Annotated in this window: 19 protein-coding genes and 1 pseudogene; 14 read left to right on the top strand and 6 right to left on the bottom strand. The window is 72.6% G+C overall.

Features of this window, described 5'->3' with window-relative positions:
- Nucleotides 1–10: 10 nt before the first annotated feature.
- From ACIA8D_RS16215 to ACIA8D_RS16195, 5 genes are all read left to right on the top strand, one after another.
- Nucleotides 11–973 carry a cobalamin biosynthesis protein gene (locus tag ACIA8D_RS16215; protein ID WP_399232527.1) on the top strand — a complete coding sequence of 321 codons (963 nt, stop codon included), beginning with the start codon at nucleotides 11–13 and terminating at the stop codon, nucleotides 971–973.
- The gene (locus tag ACIA8D_RS16210) at nucleotides 970–2,478 is read left to right on the top strand and encodes a cobyric acid synthase (protein WP_399232526.1); all 1,509 of its coding nucleotides are present in this window, start codon (nucleotides 970–972) and stop codon (nucleotides 2,476–2,478) included. Before ACIA8D_RS16215 ends, ACIA8D_RS16210 begins: the two co-directional genes overlap by 4 nt.
- 124 nt (nucleotides 2,479–2,602) lie before the next feature.
- Complete coding sequence (locus ACIA8D_RS16205) at nucleotides 2,603–4,696, top strand: putative cobaltochelatase (RefSeq protein ID WP_399232524.1); 2,094 nt, start codon at nucleotides 2,603–2,605, stop codon at nucleotides 4,694–4,696.
- Nucleotides 4,697–5,296, top strand: a complete 600-nt coding sequence (gene cobO, locus ACIA8D_RS16200) for a cob(I)yrinic acid a,c-diamide adenosyltransferase (RefSeq protein WP_399232522.1) — start codon at nucleotides 4,697–4,699, stop codon at nucleotides 5,294–5,296. It abuts the gene before it with no gap.
- Nucleotides 5,290–6,732 (top strand): cobyrinate a,c-diamide synthase, encoded by a 1,443-nt coding sequence (locus ACIA8D_RS16195; protein WP_399232520.1) that lies wholly within the window; start codon nucleotides 5,290–5,292, stop codon nucleotides 6,730–6,732. The genes cobO and ACIA8D_RS16195 overlap by 7 nt, the downstream gene beginning before the upstream one ends.
- 5 nt (nucleotides 6,733–6,737) lie before the next feature.
- On the opposite strand, the gene ACIA8D_RS16190 is transcribed toward ACIA8D_RS16195, so the two are convergent.
- Nucleotides 6,738–7,469: a ZIP family metal transporter gene (locus ACIA8D_RS16190; RefSeq protein ID WP_399232518.1), complete on the bottom strand. Its 732-nt coding sequence runs from the start codon at nucleotides 7,467–7,469 to the stop codon at nucleotides 6,738–6,740.
- Nucleotides 7,470–7,475: 6 nt separating this feature from the next.
- On the opposite strand from ACIA8D_RS16190, the gene ACIA8D_RS16185 reads away from it, so the two are divergent.
- The 3 genes and pseudogenes from ACIA8D_RS16185 to cobC all read left to right on the top strand — a co-directional run bounded on the left by ACIA8D_RS16185 (nucleotide 7,476) and on the right by cobC (nucleotide 9,418).
- The gene (locus ACIA8D_RS16185) at nucleotides 7,476–7,892 is read left to right on the top strand and encodes a cobalamin biosynthesis protein (RefSeq protein ID WP_399232515.1); all 417 of its coding nucleotides are present in this window, start codon (nucleotides 7,476–7,478) and stop codon (nucleotides 7,890–7,892) included.
- Nucleotides 7,893–7,957: 65 nt separating this feature from the next.
- Nucleotides 7,958–8,239 (top strand): annotated as a pseudogene (locus tag ACIA8D_RS16180) (CbiX/SirB N-terminal domain-containing protein); the annotation flags it as partial.
- An 81-nt stretch (nucleotides 8,240–8,320) separates the two neighbouring features.
- Nucleotides 8,321–9,418: an Rv2231c family pyridoxal phosphate-dependent protein CobC gene (cobC, locus tag ACIA8D_RS16175; RefSeq protein ID WP_399232587.1), complete on the top strand. Its 1,098-nt coding sequence runs from the start codon at nucleotides 8,321–8,323 to the stop codon at nucleotides 9,416–9,418.
- A gap of 175 nt (nucleotides 9,419–9,593) precedes the next feature.
- Here the strand turns inward: cobC and ACIA8D_RS16170 are convergent, their stop codons facing one another.
- Nucleotides 9,594–10,544, bottom strand: a complete 951-nt coding sequence (locus ACIA8D_RS16170) for an SCO1860 family LAETG-anchored protein (RefSeq protein WP_399232513.1) — start codon at nucleotides 10,542–10,544, stop codon at nucleotides 9,594–9,596.
- A gap of 295 nt (nucleotides 10,545–10,839) precedes the next feature.
- A complete protein-coding gene (locus ACIA8D_RS16165) occupies nucleotides 10,840–11,934 on the bottom strand; it encodes an amidohydrolase family protein (RefSeq protein WP_399232511.1) in 1,095 nt (364 codons plus the stop codon).
- 75 nt (nucleotides 11,935–12,009) lie between these two features.
- On the opposite strand from ACIA8D_RS16165, the gene ACIA8D_RS16160 reads away from it, so the two are divergent.
- From ACIA8D_RS16160 to thpD, 5 genes are all read left to right on the top strand, one after another.
- Nucleotides 12,010–13,110: a pyridoxal-phosphate-dependent aminotransferase family protein gene (locus ACIA8D_RS16160; protein ID WP_399232509.1), complete on the top strand. Its 1,101-nt coding sequence runs from the start codon at nucleotides 12,010–12,012 to the stop codon at nucleotides 13,108–13,110.
- A 400-nt stretch (nucleotides 13,111–13,510) separates the two neighbouring features.
- Nucleotides 13,511–14,053, top strand: a complete 543-nt coding sequence (gene ectA, locus ACIA8D_RS16155) for a diaminobutyrate acetyltransferase (RefSeq protein ID WP_399232506.1) — start codon at nucleotides 13,511–13,513, stop codon at nucleotides 14,051–14,053.
- Between the two features lie 64 nt (nucleotides 14,054–14,117).
- Nucleotides 14,118–15,389: a diaminobutyrate--2-oxoglutarate transaminase gene (ectB, locus tag ACIA8D_RS16150; protein WP_399232505.1), complete on the top strand. Its 1,272-nt coding sequence runs from the start codon at nucleotides 14,118–14,120 to the stop codon at nucleotides 15,387–15,389.
- A 39-nt stretch (nucleotides 15,390–15,428) separates the two neighbouring features.
- Nucleotides 15,429–15,833 (top strand): ectoine synthase, encoded by a 405-nt coding sequence (locus tag ACIA8D_RS16145; protein WP_266721029.1) that lies wholly within the window; start codon nucleotides 15,429–15,431, stop codon nucleotides 15,831–15,833.
- 5 nt (nucleotides 15,834–15,838) lie between these two features.
- Complete coding sequence (gene thpD / locus ACIA8D_RS16140; RefSeq protein WP_399232503.1) at nucleotides 15,839–16,735, top strand: ectoine hydroxylase; 897 nt, start codon at nucleotides 15,839–15,841, stop codon at nucleotides 16,733–16,735.
- A gap of 66 nt (nucleotides 16,736–16,801) precedes the next feature.
- Here thpD and ACIA8D_RS16135 read toward each other — a convergent pair whose 3' ends face one another.
- Nucleotides 16,802–17,866, bottom strand: a complete 1,065-nt coding sequence (locus ACIA8D_RS16135; protein ID WP_399232502.1) for an alkene reductase — start codon at nucleotides 17,864–17,866, stop codon at nucleotides 16,802–16,804.
- A gap of 155 nt (nucleotides 17,867–18,021) precedes the next feature.
- On the opposite strand from ACIA8D_RS16135, the gene ACIA8D_RS16130 reads away from it, so the two are divergent.
- A complete protein-coding gene (locus tag ACIA8D_RS16130) occupies nucleotides 18,022–18,516 on the top strand; it encodes a MarR family winged helix-turn-helix transcriptional regulator (RefSeq protein ID WP_399232500.1) in 495 nt (164 codons plus the stop codon).
- 20 nt (nucleotides 18,517–18,536) lie between these two features.
- Here ACIA8D_RS16130 and ACIA8D_RS16125 read toward each other — a convergent pair whose 3' ends face one another.
- Nucleotides 18,537–19,667: a maleylpyruvate isomerase family mycothiol-dependent enzyme gene (locus ACIA8D_RS16125; RefSeq protein WP_399232498.1), complete on the bottom strand. Its 1,131-nt coding sequence runs from the start codon at nucleotides 19,665–19,667 to the stop codon at nucleotides 18,537–18,539.
- Nucleotides 19,667–20,296, bottom strand: a complete 630-nt coding sequence (locus ACIA8D_RS16120) for a sigma-70 family RNA polymerase sigma factor (RefSeq protein WP_399232496.1) — start codon at nucleotides 20,294–20,296, stop codon at nucleotides 19,667–19,669. The genes ACIA8D_RS16125 and ACIA8D_RS16120 overlap by 1 nt, the downstream gene beginning before the upstream one ends.
- Nucleotides 20,297–20,336 lie beyond the last annotated feature (40 nt).

The raw sequence follows: 20,336 nt of genomic DNA, 5'->3' as shown, positions 1-20,336 counted from the left end.
ACCTACCGCCATGCTTGCCCCACGCGGCAACTGGCGGCGCGAGCGCGTGTATGCGTGCGGTGCCGCCGCCGGGATCTTCGCCGACCTTCTGTTCGGCGATCCGCGCCGTGGGCATCCCGTCGCCGGATTCGGGCGCGCCGCCGCGGCCGTCGAGCGGACACTGTGGCGCGACCACCGTGGCACGGGCGCCCTGCACACCCTCGTGTGTGCCGGAGGCGCCGCCGCCCTCGCGGCCGCCGCCTCCCGTGTCGTACGCCACTCCCCCGCCGCATCCGTCGCGCTGATGGCCGCCGCCACCTGGGCCGTCGTCGGCGGCACCTCGCTCGGCCGCGAGGCGCGCGGCGTCGGGTCCGCCCTGGAGGCCGGCGACGTGGAGCTGGCGCGGGAGCTGCTGCCCCGGCTGTGCGGCCGTGACCCGCAGGGGCTCGACGCCGACGGAATCGCGCGCGGCGTCGTCGAGTCCGTCGCCGAGAACACCTCCGACGCCGTCGTGGGCGCGCTCGTGTGGGGCGCGCTCGGCGGGGTGCCGGGCCTGGTCGCCTTCCGCGCCGTGAACACGCTCGACGCGATGGTCGGCCACAAGTCCGCGAGGTACCGGCGGTTCGGCTGGGCCTCGGCCCGCCTCGACGACGTGGCCGGCTGGCCGGGCGCCCGGCTGACCGGCGCCCTCGCGGTCCTGGCCGGTGGCAGGCACCGGCAGTCCCTCGACGCGTGGCGGGCGGACGCGCGGCGCCACCCCAGCCCGAACGCCGGCGTCGTCGAGGCGTCCTTCGCGGGGGCCCTCGGGGTGCGGCTCGGCGGGACGCTGGCGTACGGCGGCCGGGTCGAGGACCGGCCGGTGCTGAACGCGCCGGGGCGCGCGGTCGAGGTGCGTGATGTGGATCGGGCCGTGCGCTTGTCACGGCGGGTGTCTCTGTTGGCGTTGGGAGTCTGTGTGGGTGCGCGACTGATACGAGCGCAGGGGCGGCGATGACGGGCGGCGGACTGCTCGTCGCGGGGACCACCTCCGACGCGGGCAAGAGCGTCGTCACCGCCGGGATCTGCCGGTGGCTGGTGCGCCAGGGCGTGAAGGTCGCGCCGTTCAAGGGCCAGAACATGTCCCTGAACTCGTTCGTGACCAGGGAGGGCGCCGAGATCGGGCGGGCGCAGGCCATGCAGGCGCAGGCCGCGCGGGCCGAGCCGAGCGCGCTCATGAACCCCGTCCTGCTCAAGCCGGGCAGCGACCGCAGCAGCCAGGTCGTCCTCATGGGCAAGCCCGTGGGCGAGTTGAGCGCGCGGGGCTACCACGGAGGGCGGCAGGCCTCGCTGATGGACACCGTCGTCGGGTGCCTGGAGGAGCTGCGGGCCACCCACGACGCCGTGATCTGCGAGGGCGCCGGATCGCCCGCCGAGATCAATCTGCGGCGCACCGACATCGTGAACATGGGGCTCGCGCGGGCGGCGCGGCTGCCGGTGCTCGTCGTGGGCGACATCGACCGGGGCGGGGTCTTCGCCTCGTTCTTCGGGACGACGGCGCTGCTCGCCCCCGAGGACCAGGAGCTGCTCGCCGGGTTCCTCGTGAACAAGTTCCGGGGCGATGTCAGCCTGCTCGAACCGGGCCTCGACATGCTCAAGTCCCTTACCGGGCGCGACACTTACGGCGTTCTGCCGTTCCAGCACGGCCTCGGCATCGACGAGGAGGACGGGCTCCGGGTGTCCCTGCGGGGCGCCGTACGCGAGTCGGTCGTGGCGCCGCCGGTCGGCGAGGACGTACTGCGGGTCGCCGTGTGCGCGGTGCCGCTGATGTCGAACTTCACCGATGTGGACGCGCTGGCCGCCGAGCCGGGTGTCGTCGTGCGGTTCGTCGACCGGGCAGAGGAGCTCGTCGACGCCGACCTCGTCGTGGTGCCGGGAACGCGCGGCACGGTGCGGGCGCTCGACTGGCTGCGCGAGCGCGGGCTCGCGGACGCCCTTGCACGGCGCGTGGCCGAGGGGCGTCCGGTACTCGGCATCTGCGGCGGCTTCCAGGTGCTCGGCGAGACCATCGAGGACGACGTCGAATCGCGGGCCGGGACCGTCGACGGGCTCGGGCTGCTTCCCGTACGCGTGCGGTTCGAGACCGGGAAGACCCTCGCGCGGCCGGTCGGCGAGGCGCTCGGCGAGTACGTCGAGGGGTACGAGATCCATCACGGCGTCGCCGAGGTGCTCGGCGGAGAGGCCTTCTTGGACGGGTGCCGGGTCGGGGCCGTGTGGGGGACGCACTGGCACGGGTCCCTTGAGTCGGACGGGTTCCGGCGGGCGTTCCTGCGGGCCGTCGCCGAGGCGGCCGGGCGGCGGTTCGTGCCGGCGCCGGACACGTCGTTCGAGGCGCTTCGCGAGGAGCAGCTCGATCGGCTCGGGGATCTGATCGAGCGGAATGCGGACACGGATGCGCTGTGGCGGTTGATCGAGGGGGGTGCGCCGGCGGGGTTGCCGTTTGTGCCTCCCGGGGCGCCGTGATGGGAAGTCGCCCCCGCCGCCCCTTCCCGTCCCGTCCCCGGGGGCTGCGCCCCCGGACCCCCTGGAAGATTGCGCAGTTCCCCGCGCCCCCAAGCAGCCTCACCGAGCTGGAGGATGACGTTCGATGACCACCCCCTATCCGTTTACCGCCGTCGTCGGGCAGGACGATCTGCGGCTTGCTCTGTTGCTCAACGCCGTGTCGCCCGCCGTGGGCGGTGTGCTCGTGCGCGGGGAGAAGGGGACCGCGAAGTCCACCGCCGTACGGGCCCTGTCCGCGCTCATGCCGGGCGTCGACGTCGTCGCCGGGTGCCGGTTCTCCTGTGATCCGGCGGCGCCCGATCCGCAGTGCCCCGACGGGCCGCACTCCGACACCCCCGGCTCCCAACGGGACGCACGCATGGTCGAGTTGCCGGTCGGCGCGTCCGAGGACCGGCTCGTGGGCGCGCTCGACATCGAGCGGGCGCTCTCCGAGGGCGTGAAGGCCTTCGAGCCGGGGCTGCTGGCCGACGCCCACCGCGGGATCCTGTACGTCGACGAGGTCAACCTGCTCCACGACCACCTGGTCGACCTGCTCCTCGACGCCGCCGCCATGGGCGCCTCGTACGTCGAGCGCGAGGGCGTCTCCGTGCGGCACGCCGCGCGCTTCCTCCTCGTCGGGACGATGAACCCGGAAGAGGGCGAGCTGCGGCCGCAGTTGCTCGACCGGTTCGGGCTGACCGTGGAGGTCGCGGCCTCGCGCGAGCCGGAGCAGCGGGTGGAGGTCGTCAAGCGGCGGCTCGCCTACGACGACGACCCCGAGGGCTTCGCGGGCCGGTGGGCCGAGGACGAGGCCGAGGTGCGGGCCCGGATCGTCGCCGCGCGCGAGCTGCTCCCCCAGGTCCGGCTCGGCGACCGGGCGTTGACGCAGATCGCGGCGACGTGCGCGGCCTTCGAGGTGGACGGCATGCGCGCCGACATCGTGATGGCGCGCACGGCCACCGCGCTCGCCGCCTGGGCGGGGCGCGAGGACGTACTGGCGGAGGACGTACGGCAGGCCGCGCTGCTCGCGCTGCCGCACCGCAGGCGCCGCAACCCCTTCGACGCGCCGGGCCTCGACGAGGACAAGCTCGACGAGACCCTGGACGAGTTCGGGCCGCAGGAGGAGCCGGAGGGCCCGGACGGGGACGACGATCCCGACGGGCCGGGCGGCGGCCCGGACGGCGGCGGTCCCGGTGGCGGTGTGCCGCCCCAGCAGGACGGCCCGCACGACGCTCCGCAGGAGAGCGGCGACCCGCAGGACACGCGGGACCCGCAGGACGCCCCGGCCGGCGACGACCGGGAGGACTCCCCCGAGGTGCCCGCCGCCGCCCCCGCGTCCGGCGGCGCCCCCGAGCAGAAGCCCGTGGCGGCCGGTGAGCCCTTTCGCACGAAGATGCTGAGCGTGCCCGGACTCGGTGAGGGCGCGGCGGGGCGGCGGTCCCGGGCGCGTACCGAGCACGGCCGCACCACGGGGGCGACGCGGCCCCGCGGCGCCCTGACGAAGCTGCACCTGGCGGCGACCGTGCAGGCCGCCGCCCCGCACCAGCGCGCGCGTGGTCGTTCGGGCCGGGGGCTCGTCGTCCGCCGTGACGATCTGCGGCAGGCGACCCGCGAGGGGCGCGAGGGGAACCTCGTCCTGTTCGTGGTCGACGCCTCCGGGTCGATGGCGGCGCGGCAGCGGATGACCGCCGTGAAGGGCGCCGTGCTGTCCCTGCTGCTCGACGCGTACCAGCGGCGGGACAAGGTCGGGCTCGTGACCTTCCGGAAGTCGGCGGCCGAGGTCGCCCTGCCGCCCACGTCGAGCGTGGACGCGGCGGCGAGCCGCCTGGAGTCGCTGCCGACCGGCGGGCGCACCCCGCTGGCGGCCGGGCTCCTGAAGGCGCACGAGGTGCTGCGCGTGGAGCGGCTGCGGGATCCGGCTCGGCGGCCGCTGATGGTCGTCGTGACCGACGGGCGCGCGACCGGCGGCCCCGAGCCGGTGCGGCTCGCGGGCCGGGCGGCCGGGCTGCACGCCGCCGAGGGCACGGCGAGCGTCGTCGTCGACTGCGAGACCGGCATGGTGCGGCTCGGGCTCGCCGGTGAGCTGGCCGGACGGCTCGGCGGCACCGCCGTCACGCTGGACGAGCTGCGGGCGGACTCGATCGCCGGGCTCGTGAAGGACGTCACCGGAACACAGAACACCACCAGGAGGGCCGCTTAAATGCCGCAGGGACAGCCGAGCGTCGTACCGAACGACGGGCTGACGACACGTCAGCGCCGCAACCGCCCGCTGGTGTTCGTGCACACCGGCATCGGCAAGGGCAAGTCCACGGCCGCGTTCGGGCTCGCACTGCGCGCCTGGAACCAGGGGTGGCCGATCGGGGTGTTCCAGTTCGTCAAGTCCGCGAAGTGGAAGGTCGGCGAGGAGAACGCGCTCAAGACGCTCGGCGCGAGCGGCGAGGGCGGCACCGTGGCCTGGCACAAGATGGGCGAGGGCTGGTCGTGGGTGCAGCGCGACGACCAGGCCGACAACGAGGAGAAGGCCCGGGAGGGCTGGGAGCAGGTCAAGCGGGACCTGGCCAACGAGACGTACAAGCTGTACGTGCTCGACGAATTCGCCTACCCGATGCACTGGGGCTGGATCGACGTGGACGACGTCGTCGAGACGCTGCGCAACCGTCCCGGGCAGCAGCATGTCGTCATCACCGGCCGCAACGCCCCCGAGAAGCTGGTCGAGTTCGCGGATCTCGTCACCGACATGTCGAAGGTGAAGCACCCGATGGACGAGGGCCAGAAGGGCCAGCGGGGCATCGAATGGTAGGTACGCAGGCCGTGGACGTGCCGCGGCTCGTCGTCGCCGCGCCCGCCTCCGGCACCGGCAAGACGACCGTGGCGACGGGCCTGATGGCGGCGTTCGCCGAGCGCGGGCTCGCCGTGTCGCCGCACAAGGTGGGGCCCGACTACATCGACCCCGGCTACCACGCGCTCGCGACCGGCCGCCCCGGGCGCAACCTCGACGCGTACATGTGCGGGCCCGAGCTCGTCGCTCCGCTGTTCGCGCACGGCTCGGCCGGGTGCGAACTCGCCGTCGTGGAAGGCGTGATGGGGCTGTTCGACGGTGCGTCGGGGGAAGGGGAGCTGGCGTCCACGGCGCATGTCGCGAAGCTGCTCAAGGCGCCCGTCGTGCTCGTCGTCGACGCCTCCTCGCAGTCGCGGTCGGTGGCCGCGCTCGTGCACGGTTTCGCCTCCTTCGACCCCGAGGTGCGCCTCGCGGGCGTCATCCTCAACAAGGTCGGCTCCGACCGGCACGAGGAGCTGCTGCGCGAGGCCATGGAGGAGGTCGGGGTCCCGGTGTACGGGGCGCTGCGGCGGGCTCCGCAGGTGGCGACGCCCTCGCGGCACCTGGGGCTTGTGCCGGTGGCCGAGCGGAGTGCGGAGGCGGTGGACTCCGTCCGGGCCGCGGCGGAGATGGTGCGGGAGGGGTGTGACCTGGAGGGGTTGTTGGGGCTTGCCCGTAGCGCGCCGGCTCTCCGTACGGATGTGTGGAGTCCCGGTGCCCCGGAGGCTCTGGGCGGCATCGGGGATGCGGCCGCGGGGCTCTGCCCCGGACCCCGCTCCTCAATCGCCGGAGGGGCTGAAAATGTCGGCTCTGGCCGACCGATTGTCGCGGTTGCTGGGGGTGCTGCGTTCACCTTTTCGTATGCCGAGCACACGGAGTTGTTGCGGGCTGCGGGGGCCGAGGTCGTCGCGTTCGATCCGCTGCACGACGAGCAGCTTCCCGAGAACACCGCGGCCGTCGTGATCGGTGGCGGGTTCCCCGAGGTGTACGCGCCCGAGCTGTCCGCCAACGAACGGCTGCGCAAGGCCGTGGCCGAGTTGGCGCGGTCCGGTGCGCCGGTGGTCGCGGAGTGCGCGGGGCTGCTGTACCTGTCGCGGTCCCTCGACGGGCAGCCGATGTGCGGGGTGCTCGACGCCGACGCGAAGATGTCCGGTCGGCTCACCCTCGGCTACCGGGACGCCGTCGCCGTGTCCGACAGCGTGCTCGCCCCGGCGGGCGCCCGGCTGCGCGGTCACGAGTTCCACCGGACCACCATCGAACCGGGCGCCGGGCCCACCCCCGCGTGGGGCATGCGGCTGCCGACGCCGCGCGTCGAGGGCTTCGTACAGGGCGGTGTGCACGCCAGCTATCTGCACACGCACTGGGCGGCGCTGCCGGACATCGCGCGGCGCCTCGTCGAGCGGTGCTCCGCTCCGTGAACCGGTCAGCCCGCGATGCCCACCACGAGCCAGATGAAGGCCGCACCCGCGACGGTGCACAGCAGCGTCGAGCGGGCCGGGTGCTCGTGGTGGGCCTCCGGGAGGATCTCGGCGGCGGCCAGGTAGAGCAGCACGCCGCCGAAGAAGCCGAGATAGCCGCCGAGCAGTTGCTCCGGAATGGTGAACAGGAGCGTCGACGCGGCGCCCACGACGGGCGCCGCCGCGTCCGCGAACAGCATGATCAGCGCCTTGCGGCGGGCGTTCCCGTACAGCCGGGTGATCGTGTACGTGTTGAAGCCGTCGGCGAAGTCGTGGGCGACCACGGCGAGCGCCACGGCGGCGCCCATGCCGCCGCCGATCTGGAAGGCGGCGCCGATCGCCATGCCGTCCATCAGGCTGTGCCCGACCATCGCGGACGCCGCCGTGATCCCCACCTCGGGGGCCCGGCCGTTCGTGCCCTCCTCCGCCCCGTGGGCGGCCTGGCGGCGGGCCAGCAGGTGCTCCATGATGTGCGCGCCGAGGAATCCGGCCACGAACAGCAGCAGCGCCGTCGGCACCCCGTACAGCTCGCTGTCCAGCGCCTCCAGGGCCTCGGGCAGCAGGTCGAGGCCGACCACGCCGAGCACCAGGCCGCCGGCGAGGCCGAGCACCAGGTGGCGCCGGTCGGTGACCCGCTGCGCGGTCCAGCCGCCGACCAAAGTCATCAGGAAAGCGCTCAGCGCCACGATCACGGCCATGGCCCCTTGCTAACCCATCCGGGGGCCTCCCCGCACATCCTGCGCGGCGTGGTGGTCGGTGTCGGCGCCCGGTCCGGCGTGTCCGCGGACGAGGTCCTCGGGCTCGTCCGGGCGGTGCTGGCCGAGGCGGGCGCGGTGGAACTTCTGGCGCTCGCGACGGTCGAGGCGAAGGGCCGGGAGCCGGGCGTCGTCGCGGCGGCGGAGGCGCTGGGCGTGCCCCTGGAGACGTACGACGCCGAGCGGCTCGCCGCCGTCCGCGTGCCGCATCCGTCCGCGCGGGCCCGCGCCGCCGTGGGCACCCCTTCGGTCGCCGAGGCCGCCGCGCTCGTACGCGGTGGTGAACTGCTCGTCCCGAAGCGGACGTCGGCCGGGGCGGGCGGGGGCCCGGGCCGGGTGACGTGTGCGGTGGCCCGGCCCGGGTAGGGACCGGCCCGGCTTCTCCTTCCCACTGGATTCCCCTCTCGATCTCCTGCAAGGAGCCCGCCCCCATGCACACCCCTCCCCCGGCCCTGCTCGCCGCTCTGGAGCAACGGCTCGACGACGTTCTCGGCGGCGGCCCACGGACACCCCGCGACCGGGCCGATGTGACCGTGCTGCTCGTCGGGGCCGGCTCGGCCGACTCCGCGGCCAACGCCGAACTCGCCGCTGCCGCACGGCTGTTGTGGGAGGGCAGCGGCTACGCGGGCGTGGAGCCGGCGTATGTGTCGGCGGCGCCCGACGTGCCCGCGGGGCTCGACCGGTGCGCGGCGCTCGGCGCGCGGCGGGTCGTCGTGCTGCCCTACGGGGCGCTGCCGCCGGAGCGGTTCCACGCGCAGGCCGTGGGGTGGGCCGCGGCGCATCCGGAGGTCGACGTGCGCTGCGCGGCCGCCCCGGCCGTGGCGGATCCCGCCGGCGGGCCCGATCTGCGGCACCACGGGGACGCCGAAGTCCGCGACGACGGCGAGAAGTTGACGGATCTCGCGGTGAACGTGCGCACGGGCACGCCGCCGGTCTGGCTGCGCGAGCACATCGCCGGGTCACTTGAAGGGCTCGCGGCGTATCCGGACGGGCGGGCCGCGCGGGCCGCGGTGGCGGCGCACCACGGGGTGCCGGTGGAGCGGGTGCTGCTCACCGCCGGGGCGGCGGAGGCGTTCGTGCTGCTCGCGCGGGCGCTGCGGGTGCGCAGACCCGTCGTCGTGCACCCGCAGTTCACCGAGCCCGAGGCGGCTCTTGAGGATGCCGGGCATGCGGTGGGGCGGGTGCTGCTCCGCGAGGAGGACGGGTTCCGGCTCGATCCGGCGCGGGTGCCGCACGAGGCGGATCTGGTGGTCGTCGGCAACCCGACCAATCCGACGTCCGTGCTGCATCCGGCGGATGTGGTGCGGCAGTTGGCGCGGCCGGGGCGTTTCCTGGTGGTCGACGAGGCATTCATGGACGCCGTGCCGGGCGAGCGGGAGTCCCTGGCGGGGCGGACGGACGTGCCGGGGCTCGTGGTGCTGCGGAGCCTGACGAAGACGTGGGGCCTGGCCGGGCTGCGGGTCGGCTATGTGGTGGCGGAGCCGGAGGTGGTGGCGGCGCTCGAGCGGGCGCAGCCGCTGTGGCCGGTGTCCTCGCCCGCGCTCGCCGCCGCGCAGGCGTGTGTGTCCACTCGCGGGGTGGCGGAGGCGGCGGACGCGGCGGTTGCCGTCACGGCGGACCGGGAGCATCTGGTGGGCCTGTTGCGAAGGTTGGCGCCGTACGGGGTGGCGGTGGCCGGGCCGGCGGAGGGGCCGTTCGTCCTCGTCCGGGTCCCGGGGGCCGGGGTGGTGCGGGAGCGGTTGCGTTCGGCCGGGTTCGCGGTGCGGCGCGGCGACACGTTCCCGGGGCTCGGGGCGGACTGGGTCCGGGTCGCGGTCCGGGACCGGGCGACGAGCAACACGTTCGCTGCCGCGTTGGCCGGGGTTCTTGAATCAAGCCCCTGCGGCGATTGAGGCAAATTCAAGCCCCGGCGGCGGATGAGGCAATTCAAGCCCCTGCGGCGATTGAGGCGCGGGGTCCGGGGCAGCGCCCCGCGACCGTGCGCCCCTGCGGCGTTGCGGCCTCGGGGCTCCGCCCCGGACCCCGCTGCTCAATCGCCGCAGGGGCTTGAATCGGTCACCCGAAGGGTTACGCCCGGTTGCGGCCCCGGCGGGCCATCGCCACCGCGCCGCCGCCCGCCGCGAGGAGGACGATCGCGCCGCCCGCGATGTACGGGGTCATCTCATTGCCACCCGTCTCCGCCAGGTCCTGCTTGTCGGACGCGGGCTGCGCCTGCGTCTTCTCGACCGGGACCTCACCCTTCTCGCCCTGAGGCTTCGGCTTCGGCGCGGGCGCCTCCGCCGCCTTCGGCGTCTCGCACGTGGCCTCCGCGAGCGTGACCTCGCCGTCGACCTCGGCGACGTTGAGGTTCAACGGGTTGACGTGGACCTTGAGTTGGAGCGCAGAGGCCGCCGCCGTCGTGTCCGTCGTGGAACGGTTGGAGAGGCCGAGGGTCACCTCGCCGACCTGCGGGACCTTGATGGACGTCGTGCCGCCGGTCGACAGGGTGACCTTCTTGCCGAGGACAGTGACGCCGCCCAGCAGGTTCGACTCGGCGACCGGCTTCTCGCCCGCCACGCACAGCGCCCTGGACGTGACCTGGTCGACCTCGATGAGGGAGAGCAGCGGAAGGCCGGGGACGTGCACCTTGGCGTGGGCGAGCCGGGTGAGCCCCTCCGCCTTCCCGCCCTCGACCGTGGCCTTCGTCCGCGCCACGTCCGCGCGCAGCACGCTGAACGGCTTTCCGCCGTCGACCCCGTCCAACTGGGCGGTCAGCGCGGTCCTGTCGGCGCTCTTGGGCGCCTGCACCTCGTTGAGCGAGACCTTGAGCGGGACATTCACGGTCTTGTTGAGGAGCGATACGTCGAGTCCCGTGCGGAGCACGACGGCGCCGGCCTTGCCGCCGCTGTGCTCGGTGGCCGCGGCGGGGCCCGCGGTCGCGAGCACGGTCGGGCCGAGGGCGAGCGCGGTGGCGGCGGCGGTCGCGGCGAGGCGACGGGCGGGCGTGCGCAGGACGGTGTTCAGGGCGGAGCTGGGCATGCTGATGGGACCCCCACAGAGAGCAGAACCGGGACAGTGCGCCGGGACGGGACGGTCCCGACTGGTCATCGTTGAGGGGAATCTTTACGCACTGAGAGTGAACGGTCAGCAACCAGGCGTCAGTTCACCCCAAAGGGGCGTTTCCGCGCACACCTTCGAATCCTGAGGCTCGTCCGTTCCCATCCGCCCCGCCGATGTCGCCCGCACCGCGGATGCGCCCGCGGTGCGCGGCGCGACCGCGCGGGCGCCACCGGAGGGTGCCAAACGAGCACCGGGGCGCGGCGGTGACGCTGCGTCAACCCACCACGTTGCCCCGCAACACGATCCTGCGCGGCGCCGCCAGCGCCCGGACGTCCTCGCGCGGGTCCGTCGCGTAGACGACGAGGTCGGCGGAGGCGCCCTCGTCGAGGCCGGGGCGGCCGAGCCAGGACCGCGCGCCCCATGCCGTCGCCGAGAGCGCCTCGACGGGCGGGATGCCGGCCTTCACCAGCTCCTCGACCTCGCCCGCCACCAGGCCGTGCGCGAGGGCGCCGCCCGCGTCCGTGCCGACGTAGACCGGGATCCCGGCGTCGTAGGCGTCGCGGACGGTGTCGTAGCGACGCTCGTACAGGCGGCGCATGTGCGCGGACCAGTCGGGGAACTTGCTCTCGCCGCCCGCGGCGAGGTCCGGGAACGTCGCGATGTTCACGAGCGTCGGGACGATCGCGACGCCGCGCTCGGCGAAGAGCGGAATGGTGTCGTCGGTCAGGCCGGTGGCGTGCTCGATGCAGTCGATGCCCGCCTCGACCAGATCGCGCAGCGAGTCCTCGGCGAAGCAGTGGGCGGTGACGCGGGCGCCGAGCCGGTGCGCCTCGGCGATGGCCGCCTCGACGGCCTCACGGGGCCAGCAGGCGCTCAGGTCGCCGATACCGCGGTCGAGCCAGTCACCGACGAGCTTGACCCAGCCGTCGCCGCGCCGGGCCTCCTGGGCGACGTACGCGACGAGGTCCTCGGGCTCGATCTCGTGGGCGTAGTTGCGGATGTAGCGGCGGGTGCGGGCGATGTGCCGGCCGGCGCGGACGATGCGCGGCAGGTCCTCGCGGTCGTCGATCCAGCGGGTGTCGGACGGGGAGCCGGCGTCGCGCAGCAGCAGCGTGCCGTGGTCGCGGTCGGTGAGCGCCTGCTTCTCCGCGGTCTCGGCGGGGACCGGGCCGTGCGCGTCGAGGCCCACGTGACAGTGCGCGTCGACCAGGCCGGGCAGCGTCCAGCCCTCGACGGTGGTGACGTCGAGCCCCGCCGTCACCGGCCGTTCGTAGGTGATCCGGCCGTCCACCACCCACAGCTCGTCGCGTACGTCGTCGGGACCCGCCAGGACCCGGCCCTTCACGTGCAGCACCCCGCCAAGACTCATGCCCGAAGCCTATGAGGCGATGGGTACGCTCGACACCGGTACCCGTACGAACCCGTGAGCGAAGAGAGCCCCACCGTGACGCACCCGTTTCTCGACCTGGCCCCGTTGAGCGCCGAGCATTTCGCCTCCATCGAGGACCGTGTGGCCCGGCTGATGGACACCTCGCAGGACGTCGTGATCATGCAGGGTGAGGCGCTGCTTCCGCTGGAGGGCGCGATCCGCGCCGCCGCGGGGCCCGGCACCGTGGCACTGAACGTGATCACCGGTCCGTACGGGCAGACCTTCGGCGACTGGCTGCGCGACTGCGGCGCCACGGTGCACGACCTCGCGGTGCCCTTCCACACGGCCGTCACCGCCGAGCAGGTCGGGCAGGCGCTCGCCGAGCACCCGGAGATCGACTTCGTGTCCCTGGTGCACGCGGAGGCGGCGACCGGCAACACCAACCCGGTCGCGGAGATCGGTGAGGTGGTGCGGGCGCACGGGGCCCTGTTCTACCTGGACGCCGTCGCGTCGATCGCCGCGGAGCCGGTACTGCCCGATGCGTGGGGCGTCGACCTGTGCGTGATCGGCGCGCAGAAGGCGATGGGCGGCCCGGCCGGTGTCTCGGCCGTCTCCGTGAGCGCGCGGGCCTGGGAGCGGATGGCCGCCAACCCGAACGCGCCGCGCCACTCCTACCTCTCGCTCCTCGACTGGAAGCAGCGGTGGGTGGACGGCGGCCGCAAGGCGCTGCTGCACGCGCCGGCGCAGTTGGAGATGCTCGCCCTGGAGGCATGCGTGGAGCGCATCGAGAGCGAGGGGCTCCCGTCGCTGATGGCGCGGCACGCCTCGGCCGCCGCGGCCACGCGCGCCGGGACGATCGCGCTGGGCGGTGGACTTGAGCCATACGTTCACGAAGCCGGTGACGCCGCTCCTGTCGCCACTACACTGCGCGCTCCGGCCGGCACGGACGCCCGTGAGCTGGTGGCGCGGGCGCTGGCCGTGGACCCGGTCCTCCCGCTGGTCGCGGGTGGTGGCGCCCTCGCTCAGGAGATGATCCGGGTCAACCACTACGGACCGCAGGCGACCCGCGGCGTCGTGCAGTCCTCGCTCGCCGCGCTCGGCGGGGCGCTCGCGGAGGCCGGGTCCGAGGTCGATCTGGAAGGGGCGCGAAAGGCGGTCGCGGCCGCCTGGGAATAAGCACCCCGGCGCACGAACCGGCGCACTCAGCTCTAGGCGCCGCCCTATTTCCGGGCGGCGCCTTTTCCTTTATCCAAGAATTGTTCAGGCAGAATTGTCCCGCACTTTATCGGGGCCATCCGGCGAAGCTTCCTGTACTGCTTCTGCCCGCTTCCCCGCGACGTAAACACTGAGATTTCATCAACGGGAACCTACGTAATTCGGACGCGTCTCATGGAGATTACGCCACTGTGACGTACTCCACACCAATTCGTTTCCGACCGTTTTGCCCCCAGTAAACCGGGACATATCGCCGGGATTTCGTGCGCGCACCCACCTGCGCGCGATAACACACAACGCCTCGCTACGTAACCCCTTCCGCGGGTGCAATCCCGAAAATTGCTCGGTAAATTCAATTTGCATGACCGCCGCACAAGCGCAATTCCTGGAAGTCGCCGAAGTGGCCCCGGTCCCCGACGGACTGAAGATCGTCCACCCAGAGGTGGCCGACGGAGCCGCGATCTGGCGTATCGCCCGCGACTCGAAGGTGCTCGACCTCAACTCCTCCTACAGCTACCTGCTGTGGTGTCGCGACTTCGCCGCCACGTCGGTGATCGCACGCGACGAGAAGGGTGGGGTGGCCGGTTTCATCACCGGTTACGTACGTCCCGACCGACCCGACATCCTCGTGGTGTGGCAGGTCGCCGTGGACGCTGCGCACCGCGGGCGCGGCCTCGCCGCCGCGCTGCTCGACGGGCTGGCCGCGCGAGTGGCGGCGGCGCGTCCGGTCACCACGCTGGAGACGACCATCACGCCCGACAACGCCGCGTCCCAGGCCCTGTTCACCTCGTTCGCCCGCCGGCACCGCGTCGGTGTGGCACGCACGGTGCTGTTCGACGCGGGCCTGTTCCCGGACGACGGGCACCTGCCCGAGGAGCTGTACCGCATAGGCCCGCTGGCCTGAGCGCGCCCTCGCCCCACTCACCCCGAACCCCCCTCAACTTTCCCTCCCTAGAGGAGTTTTTGCTGTGACCATCACCCAGCCGGACCTGAGCGTCTTCGAGACCCTTGAGTCGGAGGTGCGCAGCTACTGCCGCAGCTGGCCCACCGTCTTCGACCGGGCCCGGGGCAGCCGTATGTACGACGAGGACGGCCACGAGTACCTGGACTTCTTCGCCGGTGCCGGTTCGCTCAACTACGGCCACAACAACCCGGTCCTGAAACGCGCCCTGATCGACTACCTGGAGCGCGACAGCGTCGTGCACGGGCTCGACATGTCGACCTCGGCCAAGCGCAACTTCCTGGAGTCCTTCCAGAACATCATCCTGCGGCCGCGCGACCTGCCCTACAAGGTCATGTTCCCGGGCCCGACGGGCACCAACGCCGTCGAGTCCGCGCTGAAGCTGGCCCGCAAGGTCAAGGGCCGCGAGTCCATCGTGTCCTTCACCAACGCCTTCCACGGCATGTCGCTCGGCTCGCTCGCCGTGACCGGCAACGCCTTCAAGCGGGCCGGCGCCGGCATCCCGCTGGTGCACGGCACGCCGATGCCGTTCGACAACTACCTCGACGGGCAGACGCCGGACTTCATCTGGTTCGAGCGCCTGCTCGAGGACTCCGGCTCGGGCCTGAACACCCCGGCCGCCGTGATCGTCGAGACGGTCCAGGGCGAGGGCGGCATCAATGTCGCCCGTGCCGAGTGGCTGCGCAAACTGGCGGATGTCTGCGAACGTTGGGACATGCTCCTGATCGTCGACGACATTCAGATGGGCTGCGGCCGCACCGGCGCCTTCTTCTCGTTCGAGGAGGCGGGCATCACGCCGGACATCGTGACCGTTTCGAAGTCCATCAGCGGGTACGGGCTTCCCATGTCCCTGTGCATGTTCAAGCCGGAGCTGGACGTCTGGGAGCCCGGCGAGCACAACGGCACGTTCCGCGGCAACAACCCCGCGTTCGTGACGGCCGCCGCCGCCCTGGAGACGTACTGGACCGACGGCGCGGCCATGGAGAAGCAGACCCTGGAGCGCGGCGAGCAGATCGACGAGGTGCTCGGCGCCCTGCGCACCGAGTACTCCGAGGAGATCGTCGAATACCGCGGCCGGGGCCTGGTCTGGGGCATCGAGTTCCGCGACAAGGACCGGGCCGGCAAGGTCGCCAAGAGGGCGTTCGAGCTGGGCCTGCTCATCGAGACCTCCGGCCCCGAGAGCGAGGTCGTCAAGCTGCTTCCGGCGCTGACGATCACGCGCGAGGAGCTGGACGAGGGGCTTCGCACGCTCACCCGAGCCGTGCGCGAGACCGTCTGACCAGCACAACCAAGTTACGAGGAAAGGCAGCAACTCACCGTGATTGTCCGTTCGTTCAAGGAGATAGAGAACACCGACCGGCACGTGAAGTCGGCGACCGGCACCTGGGAGAGCAAGCGCATCGTGCTTGCCAAGGAGAAGGTCGGCTTCTCTCTGCACGAGACGATCCTCTACGCGGGCACCGAGACCGACATGTGGTACGCCAACCACATCGAGGCCGTGCTGTGCGTCGAGGGCGAGGCCGAGCTCACCAACCGGGAGACCGGTGAGACGCATTGGATCGAGCCAGGAACGATGTACCTCCTGGACGGCCACGAGAAGCACACCATGCGCCCGAAGACCGACTTCCGCTGCGTCTGCGTGTTCAACCCTCCGGTGACCGGACGGGAGGACCACGACGAGAACGGCGTCTACCCGCTGCTGACAGAAGACGAGGAGGCCTGATCCCGATGACGACCGCACCCGACATCACGGACCTGTACCCGACGCGAGGCGCCTCCGAGGTGGCCACGCCGCGTGTCGACCCGGTCGTCTGGTCGGCGGAGGGAGCGCGAGGGCCGATCCGCCAGTCGGACCTCACCTCCTTCGAGCGGGACGGCTTCCTCGCCATCGACGAGCTGATCGGCCCGGACGAGATCGGCACCTACCAGGCCGAGTTGAACCGTCTGGTGACCGATCCGACGATGCGCGCCGACGAGCGTTCCGTCGTCGAGAAGCAGTCGCAGGAGATTCGCTCGGTCTTCGAGATCCACAAGATCAGCGAGGTCTTCGCCAACCTGGTGCGCGACGAGCGCATCGTCGGGCGGGCGCGTCAGATCCTCGGCTCGGACGTCTACGTCCACCAGTCGCGGATCAACGTCAAGCCCGGTTTCGGGGCTCGGGGCTTCTACTGGCACTCGGACTTCGAGACCTGGCACGCCGAGGACGGGCTGCCGAACATGCGGACGGTGTCCGTCTCCATCGCGCTGACGGAGAACTACGACACCAACGGCGGGCTCATGATCATGCCCGGCTCGCACAAGACGTTCCTCGGCTGCGCGGGTGAGACGCCGAAGGACAACTACAAGAAGTCGCTGCAGATGCAGGACGCGGGCCTGCCCTCGGACGAGGCCCTCACCAAGTTCGCCGACGCGCACGGGATCCAGCTGTTCACCGGCTCGCCCGGCTCGGCGACGTGGTTCGACTGCAACGCCATGCACGGCTCCGGCGACAACATCACCCCGTACCCGCGCTCGAACGTGTTCATCGTGTTCAACAGCGTGGAGAACACGGCGGTGGAGCCGTTCGCGGCGCCGGTGCGGCGTCCGGAGTTCATCGGGGCGCGGGACTTCACTCCGGTGAAGTGATCCTCGTACGCAGATGAGTTGGGGCGGGACCGATTGCCGGTCCCGCCCCAACCGCTGTTCCGGGGGCTACCGCGTGGGGTAGTCCGTGTAGCCCTTCTCGGTGCCGCCGAAGAAGGTCGCCGGGTCCGGGGCGTTGTACGGGCCCTCGCTCCCGAGGCGGGCCGGCAGGTCCGGGTTGGCGAGGAAGAGGGCGCCGAAGCTGAGGATGTCGGCTACCCCCTCCTCGACCAGGGACAGGGCCCGGTGGTCGGTCGGGCCCTCGGTGTGCGCGTTCAGGACGAAGGGTCCGCTGAACCGCTTGCGCAGATCGACGGTCACCTCGCGGCTCTGCTCGCCCACCTCCAGTACGTGCAGGTAGGCGAGGCCCAGCGGCTCCAGGGCGTCGACGAGCGCGGTGTAGGTCTCGACCGTGTCGTGGTCGCCCATGGAGTTGTACGGGTTGCCGGGCGAGAGGCGGATGGCGGTGCGCTCCGCGCCGATGGCGTCGGCGACGGCCCTGACCGCCTCGACGGCGAACCGGATGCGGTTCTGCACGCTGCCGCCCCACTCGTCGGTACGCAGGTTCGTGCCGGGCGAGAGGAACTGGTGGATCAAGTAGCCGTTGGCGCCGTGCAGTTCGACGCCGTCGAAGCCGGCCGCCACGGCGCCGCGGGCGGCCTCGGCGAAGTCGGTCACGGTCGCGCGGACCTCGTCGGCGGTCAGCTCGCGCGGGGTGGTGAAGTCCTGGAAGCCCTCGTTCGTGAAGGCCTTGCCCTCCGGGGCGACGGCGGACGGGGCGACCGGCGCGCCGCCGTCCGGCTGCAACGACGGGTGGCCGATCCGGCCCGAGTGCATCACCTGGGCGAAGATCTTGCCGCCCGCGGCGTGCACGGCGTCGGTGACCGGGCGCCAGGAGTCGATCTGCTCCGTGGTGTACAGGCCCGGCGTCCAGGCATAGCCCTGGCCCACGGCCGAGGGCTGGATCCCCTCGGTGACGATGAGTCCGGCGGAGGCACGCTGCGCGTAGTACTCGGCGGTCAGGGCGGTAGCGGTGCCGCCCTCGCCGGCCCGGCTGCGGGTCATGGGGGCCATGGCTATGCGGTTGGCCAGGCGGGTGCCGGGGAGGTCGATGGGGTCGAAAGCGGTGGTCATGGCTACTCCGATCAACGGGATGTGGCACAGGGCGACACAAGAGCGACACACGGCCGCAATAAAACATTGGTCGGCCAAGTAATCGAGCCGCCTTCACTGTAACGCATTAATTGGCCGGCCAAGGTAATCTCGTGGACAAGCCGAGAGGAGCCCCCATGTCCCCCACCCCCGACGACCCCGCCTGCACCGGTCAGCTCCCGGTCGCCGCCCGCAACGGCCCCGTCAGCCTGGCCCTCTCCCGCGTCGCCCGGCTGCACCGGATCGCCGCCGGGCAGCGGCTGCGCGGTCTTGGGCTCTATCCGGGGCAGGAGTTCGTGATGATGCACCTGTGGGACCAGGGGCCCGTGCGTCAGTCCGAACTGATCAGGACGCTCGACCTGGATCCGTCCACGGTCACGAAGATGCTCCAGCGCCTGGAGCAGTCGGGCCACGTGCGCCGCACCCCCGACCCGAGCGACCGCCGCGCCTCACTCGTCGAGGCGACGGACCGCAGTTGCGGCCTCCTGGAGGACGTGGCCGGGGTGTGGGGAACGCTGGAGGAGCAGACCCTGGCGGGGCTCTCCGAGCGGGACCGGGCGGAGTTCGCGCGGCTCCTTGGCCTGGTCGAGGGCAATCTGTGCGCGCAGGCCGACGCGGAGGAGTGTTCCTGACGGCCGGCGTTCACAGGCTCTTAGAGCCAGGCCAGTTGTGCCGCCCGGTCCAGGAGGGTGCGGGCCGCCCGCGGGTCGCCGGTCCCCGGCGGGAGGGTGTCGGGGGCGGCGCGGCCTCCGACGAGGAGGCAGAAGTCGACCGGATCGAGGGTGAGTTCCGCGCGGACCGGCTCGTCCTCCGAGCCGAGGACCCACTCCGTGGAACCGTTCGCGTCCGCCACGGTCAGGGCGACGGGCGTGGCCCGCGGGCCGAGCGCCTGGCCGAGGATCCGCACGGCGAGCCGCACCAGGCGCCACAGGTGGCCGGCGGGCGGCGGGGGCACGGGGCGGTCCAGGGCGCGGCCGATGTCCTGGCTGTGGATCCACGTCTCGAAGGCACGGACCAGAAAGTGCTCGGCGACGGGGAGCCGCGCACCCATCAACGTGGCGGCCTGCGCGGCGAGTTCGGCGTCATGAGCGGCCGGGGCCGCGAGCAGTTCGGCGGCCCGGGCGCGCCAGACGGCCACGGTGGCGTGCGGGTCGCGCGCGCGTTCGTGGGCGATGACGGTGCGGGTGCGGGCCACCCAGGCCGTGTGCCAGTCGCCGCCGTTCGGCACGTCGACGGGCGGCTCGTGGCCCGGCAGGCCGAGGTGGACGGCCAGCGGCTCGTCCGCGGCGATGAGGTGCGCGACCGTGTCACGCACCGTCCAGCCGTGCACCACCTGCGTGGACCACGCGTCGTCCGCCTCCGCGAGCAGCGCCTGGAGGGCGGCGACGGCGGCCGCGTAGGGCTGGGCGTGCGGGGCGGTGTCGGACGGGGCCCGGGGTACGGGCGGGCGGCTCGCCAGGGCGGCGGCGAGGGGCCCGGCGCCGGTACGGAACGGGTGACCGGCCGCGCCGTGCTCGTTCGACCCGCTTCCGGCCGCGCCGCTTCCGGCTGCCCCGTGCTCGTTCGGCCCGCTCCCGTCCCGCCCGTCTCCGTTCGGCCCATCGCCGTTCGGCCCGTTAAGGGACCGTACCGTCGCCCGCAGGCGTTCCGCCTCGGCCGCGCACTCCTCGCAGTCCGCCAGGTGCGCGGGGACGGCGCGCTGCTCGTCGGCGGGGAGGGCCTGCAGGGCCCAGGCGCCGAGGAGTTCACTCACCGCCGCGTGGTCGCGCGCGTCCGTGGCCATCAGACACCCCTTTCGTGAGCCTCGAAGTCCGGCTCCGCCGGGTCCGCCAGGGTTTCGGCCAGGCGGTGCAGTGCCGTGCGCAGACGGGTCTTGGCGGTCCCCTCCGGTATGCCGAGTTCCGCTGCCGCCTGACGGTACGTCCGACCCGCGAAGTACGCCAGATGCAGCAATTGCCGCTGCGGCAGCGGCAGTTGGGCCACGGCCGAGTGCAGGAGCAGCGAGCGCTCACGGTCGACGACCCGCTCGTCGGGCCCCGGATCCGCGGCCGGGATGGCGTGCAGCGCCGCGTCGTCCGCGGTCACGGCCTTGCGGTGGCGGGCCTCGCTGCGCACCCAGTCGACCGCGCGGCGGTGCGCCAGCATGGTGAGCCAGGTACGCAGCGTGCCGCGCCGCGCGTCGAAAGCGTAGGGCCGCGCCCACAGATGCGCGAAGACCTCCTGCGCGACGTCGTCCGCCGCTCCCGCCGAGCGGGTCACGCGCACCGCGACACCGCGGACGAGGCCGCTGTACACGTCGTACGCCTCGGAGAGCGCGGCCTCGTCGCCGTAGACGAGGCGGTGCAGCTCGGCGTCGTCCGCGGCCCGGTCCTTGGGGTCGTACGCATCCGTACGGGCCACCGGCACCACCACCTCGTACTGCCTTCCTAGCGTCCTGGGGAGCGGGACGCCA

Source organism: Streptomyces sp. NPDC051684 (genome assembly GCF_044453445.1).
Taxonomy (GTDB): Bacteria; Actinomycetota; Actinomycetes; order Streptomycetales; family Streptomycetaceae; genus Streptomyces.
The sequence above is the reverse complement of the archived record's forward strand: the minus strand, read 5'-3'. Positions and strand labels throughout refer to the sequence as shown.

Excerpts from the sequence above, each read along its gene's own strand:
- ACIA8D_RS16215 (WP_399232527.1), top strand. The coding sequence starts at position 11 with ATGCTTGCCCCACGCGGCAACTGGCGGCGCGAGCGCGTGTATGCGTGC.
- ACIA8D_RS16210 (WP_399232526.1), top strand. The coding sequence starts at position 970 with ATGACGGGCGGCGGACTGCTCGTCGCGGGGACCACCTCCGACGCGGGC.
- ACIA8D_RS16205 (WP_399232524.1), top strand. The coding sequence starts at position 2,603 with ATGACCACCCCCTATCCGTTTACCGCCGTCGTCGGGCAGGACGATCTG.
- cobO (WP_399232522.1), top strand. The coding sequence starts at position 4,697 with ATGCCGCAGGGACAGCCGAGCGTCGTACCGAACGACGGGCTGACGACA.
- ACIA8D_RS16195 (WP_399232520.1), top strand. The coding sequence starts at position 5,290 with ATGGTAGGTACGCAGGCCGTGGACGTGCCGCGGCTCGTCGTCGCCGCG.
- ACIA8D_RS16190 (WP_399232518.1), bottom strand. The coding sequence starts at position 7,469 with ATGGCCGTGATCGTGGCGCTGAGCGCTTTCCTGATGACTTTGGTCGGC.
- ACIA8D_RS16170 (WP_399232513.1), bottom strand. The coding sequence starts at position 10,544 with ATGCCCAGCTCCGCCCTGAACACCGTCCTGCGCACGCCCGCCCGTCGC.
- ACIA8D_RS16165 (WP_399232511.1), bottom strand. The coding sequence starts at position 11,934 with ATGAGTCTTGGCGGGGTGCTGCACGTGAAGGGCCGGGTCCTGGCGGGT.
- ectA (WP_399232506.1), top strand. The coding sequence starts at position 13,511 with ATGACCGCCGCACAAGCGCAATTCCTGGAAGTCGCCGAAGTGGCCCCG.
- thpD (WP_399232503.1), top strand. The coding sequence starts at position 15,839 with ATGACGACCGCACCCGACATCACGGACCTGTACCCGACGCGAGGCGCC.
- ACIA8D_RS16135 (WP_399232502.1), bottom strand. The coding sequence starts at position 17,866 with ATGACCACCGCTTTCGACCCCATCGACCTCCCCGGCACCCGCCTGGCC.
- ACIA8D_RS16130 (WP_399232500.1), top strand. The coding sequence starts at position 18,022 with ATGTCCCCCACCCCCGACGACCCCGCCTGCACCGGTCAGCTCCCGGTC.
- ACIA8D_RS16125 (WP_399232498.1), bottom strand. The coding sequence starts at position 19,667 with ATGGCCACGGACGCGCGCGACCACGCGGCGGTGAGTGAACTCCTCGGC.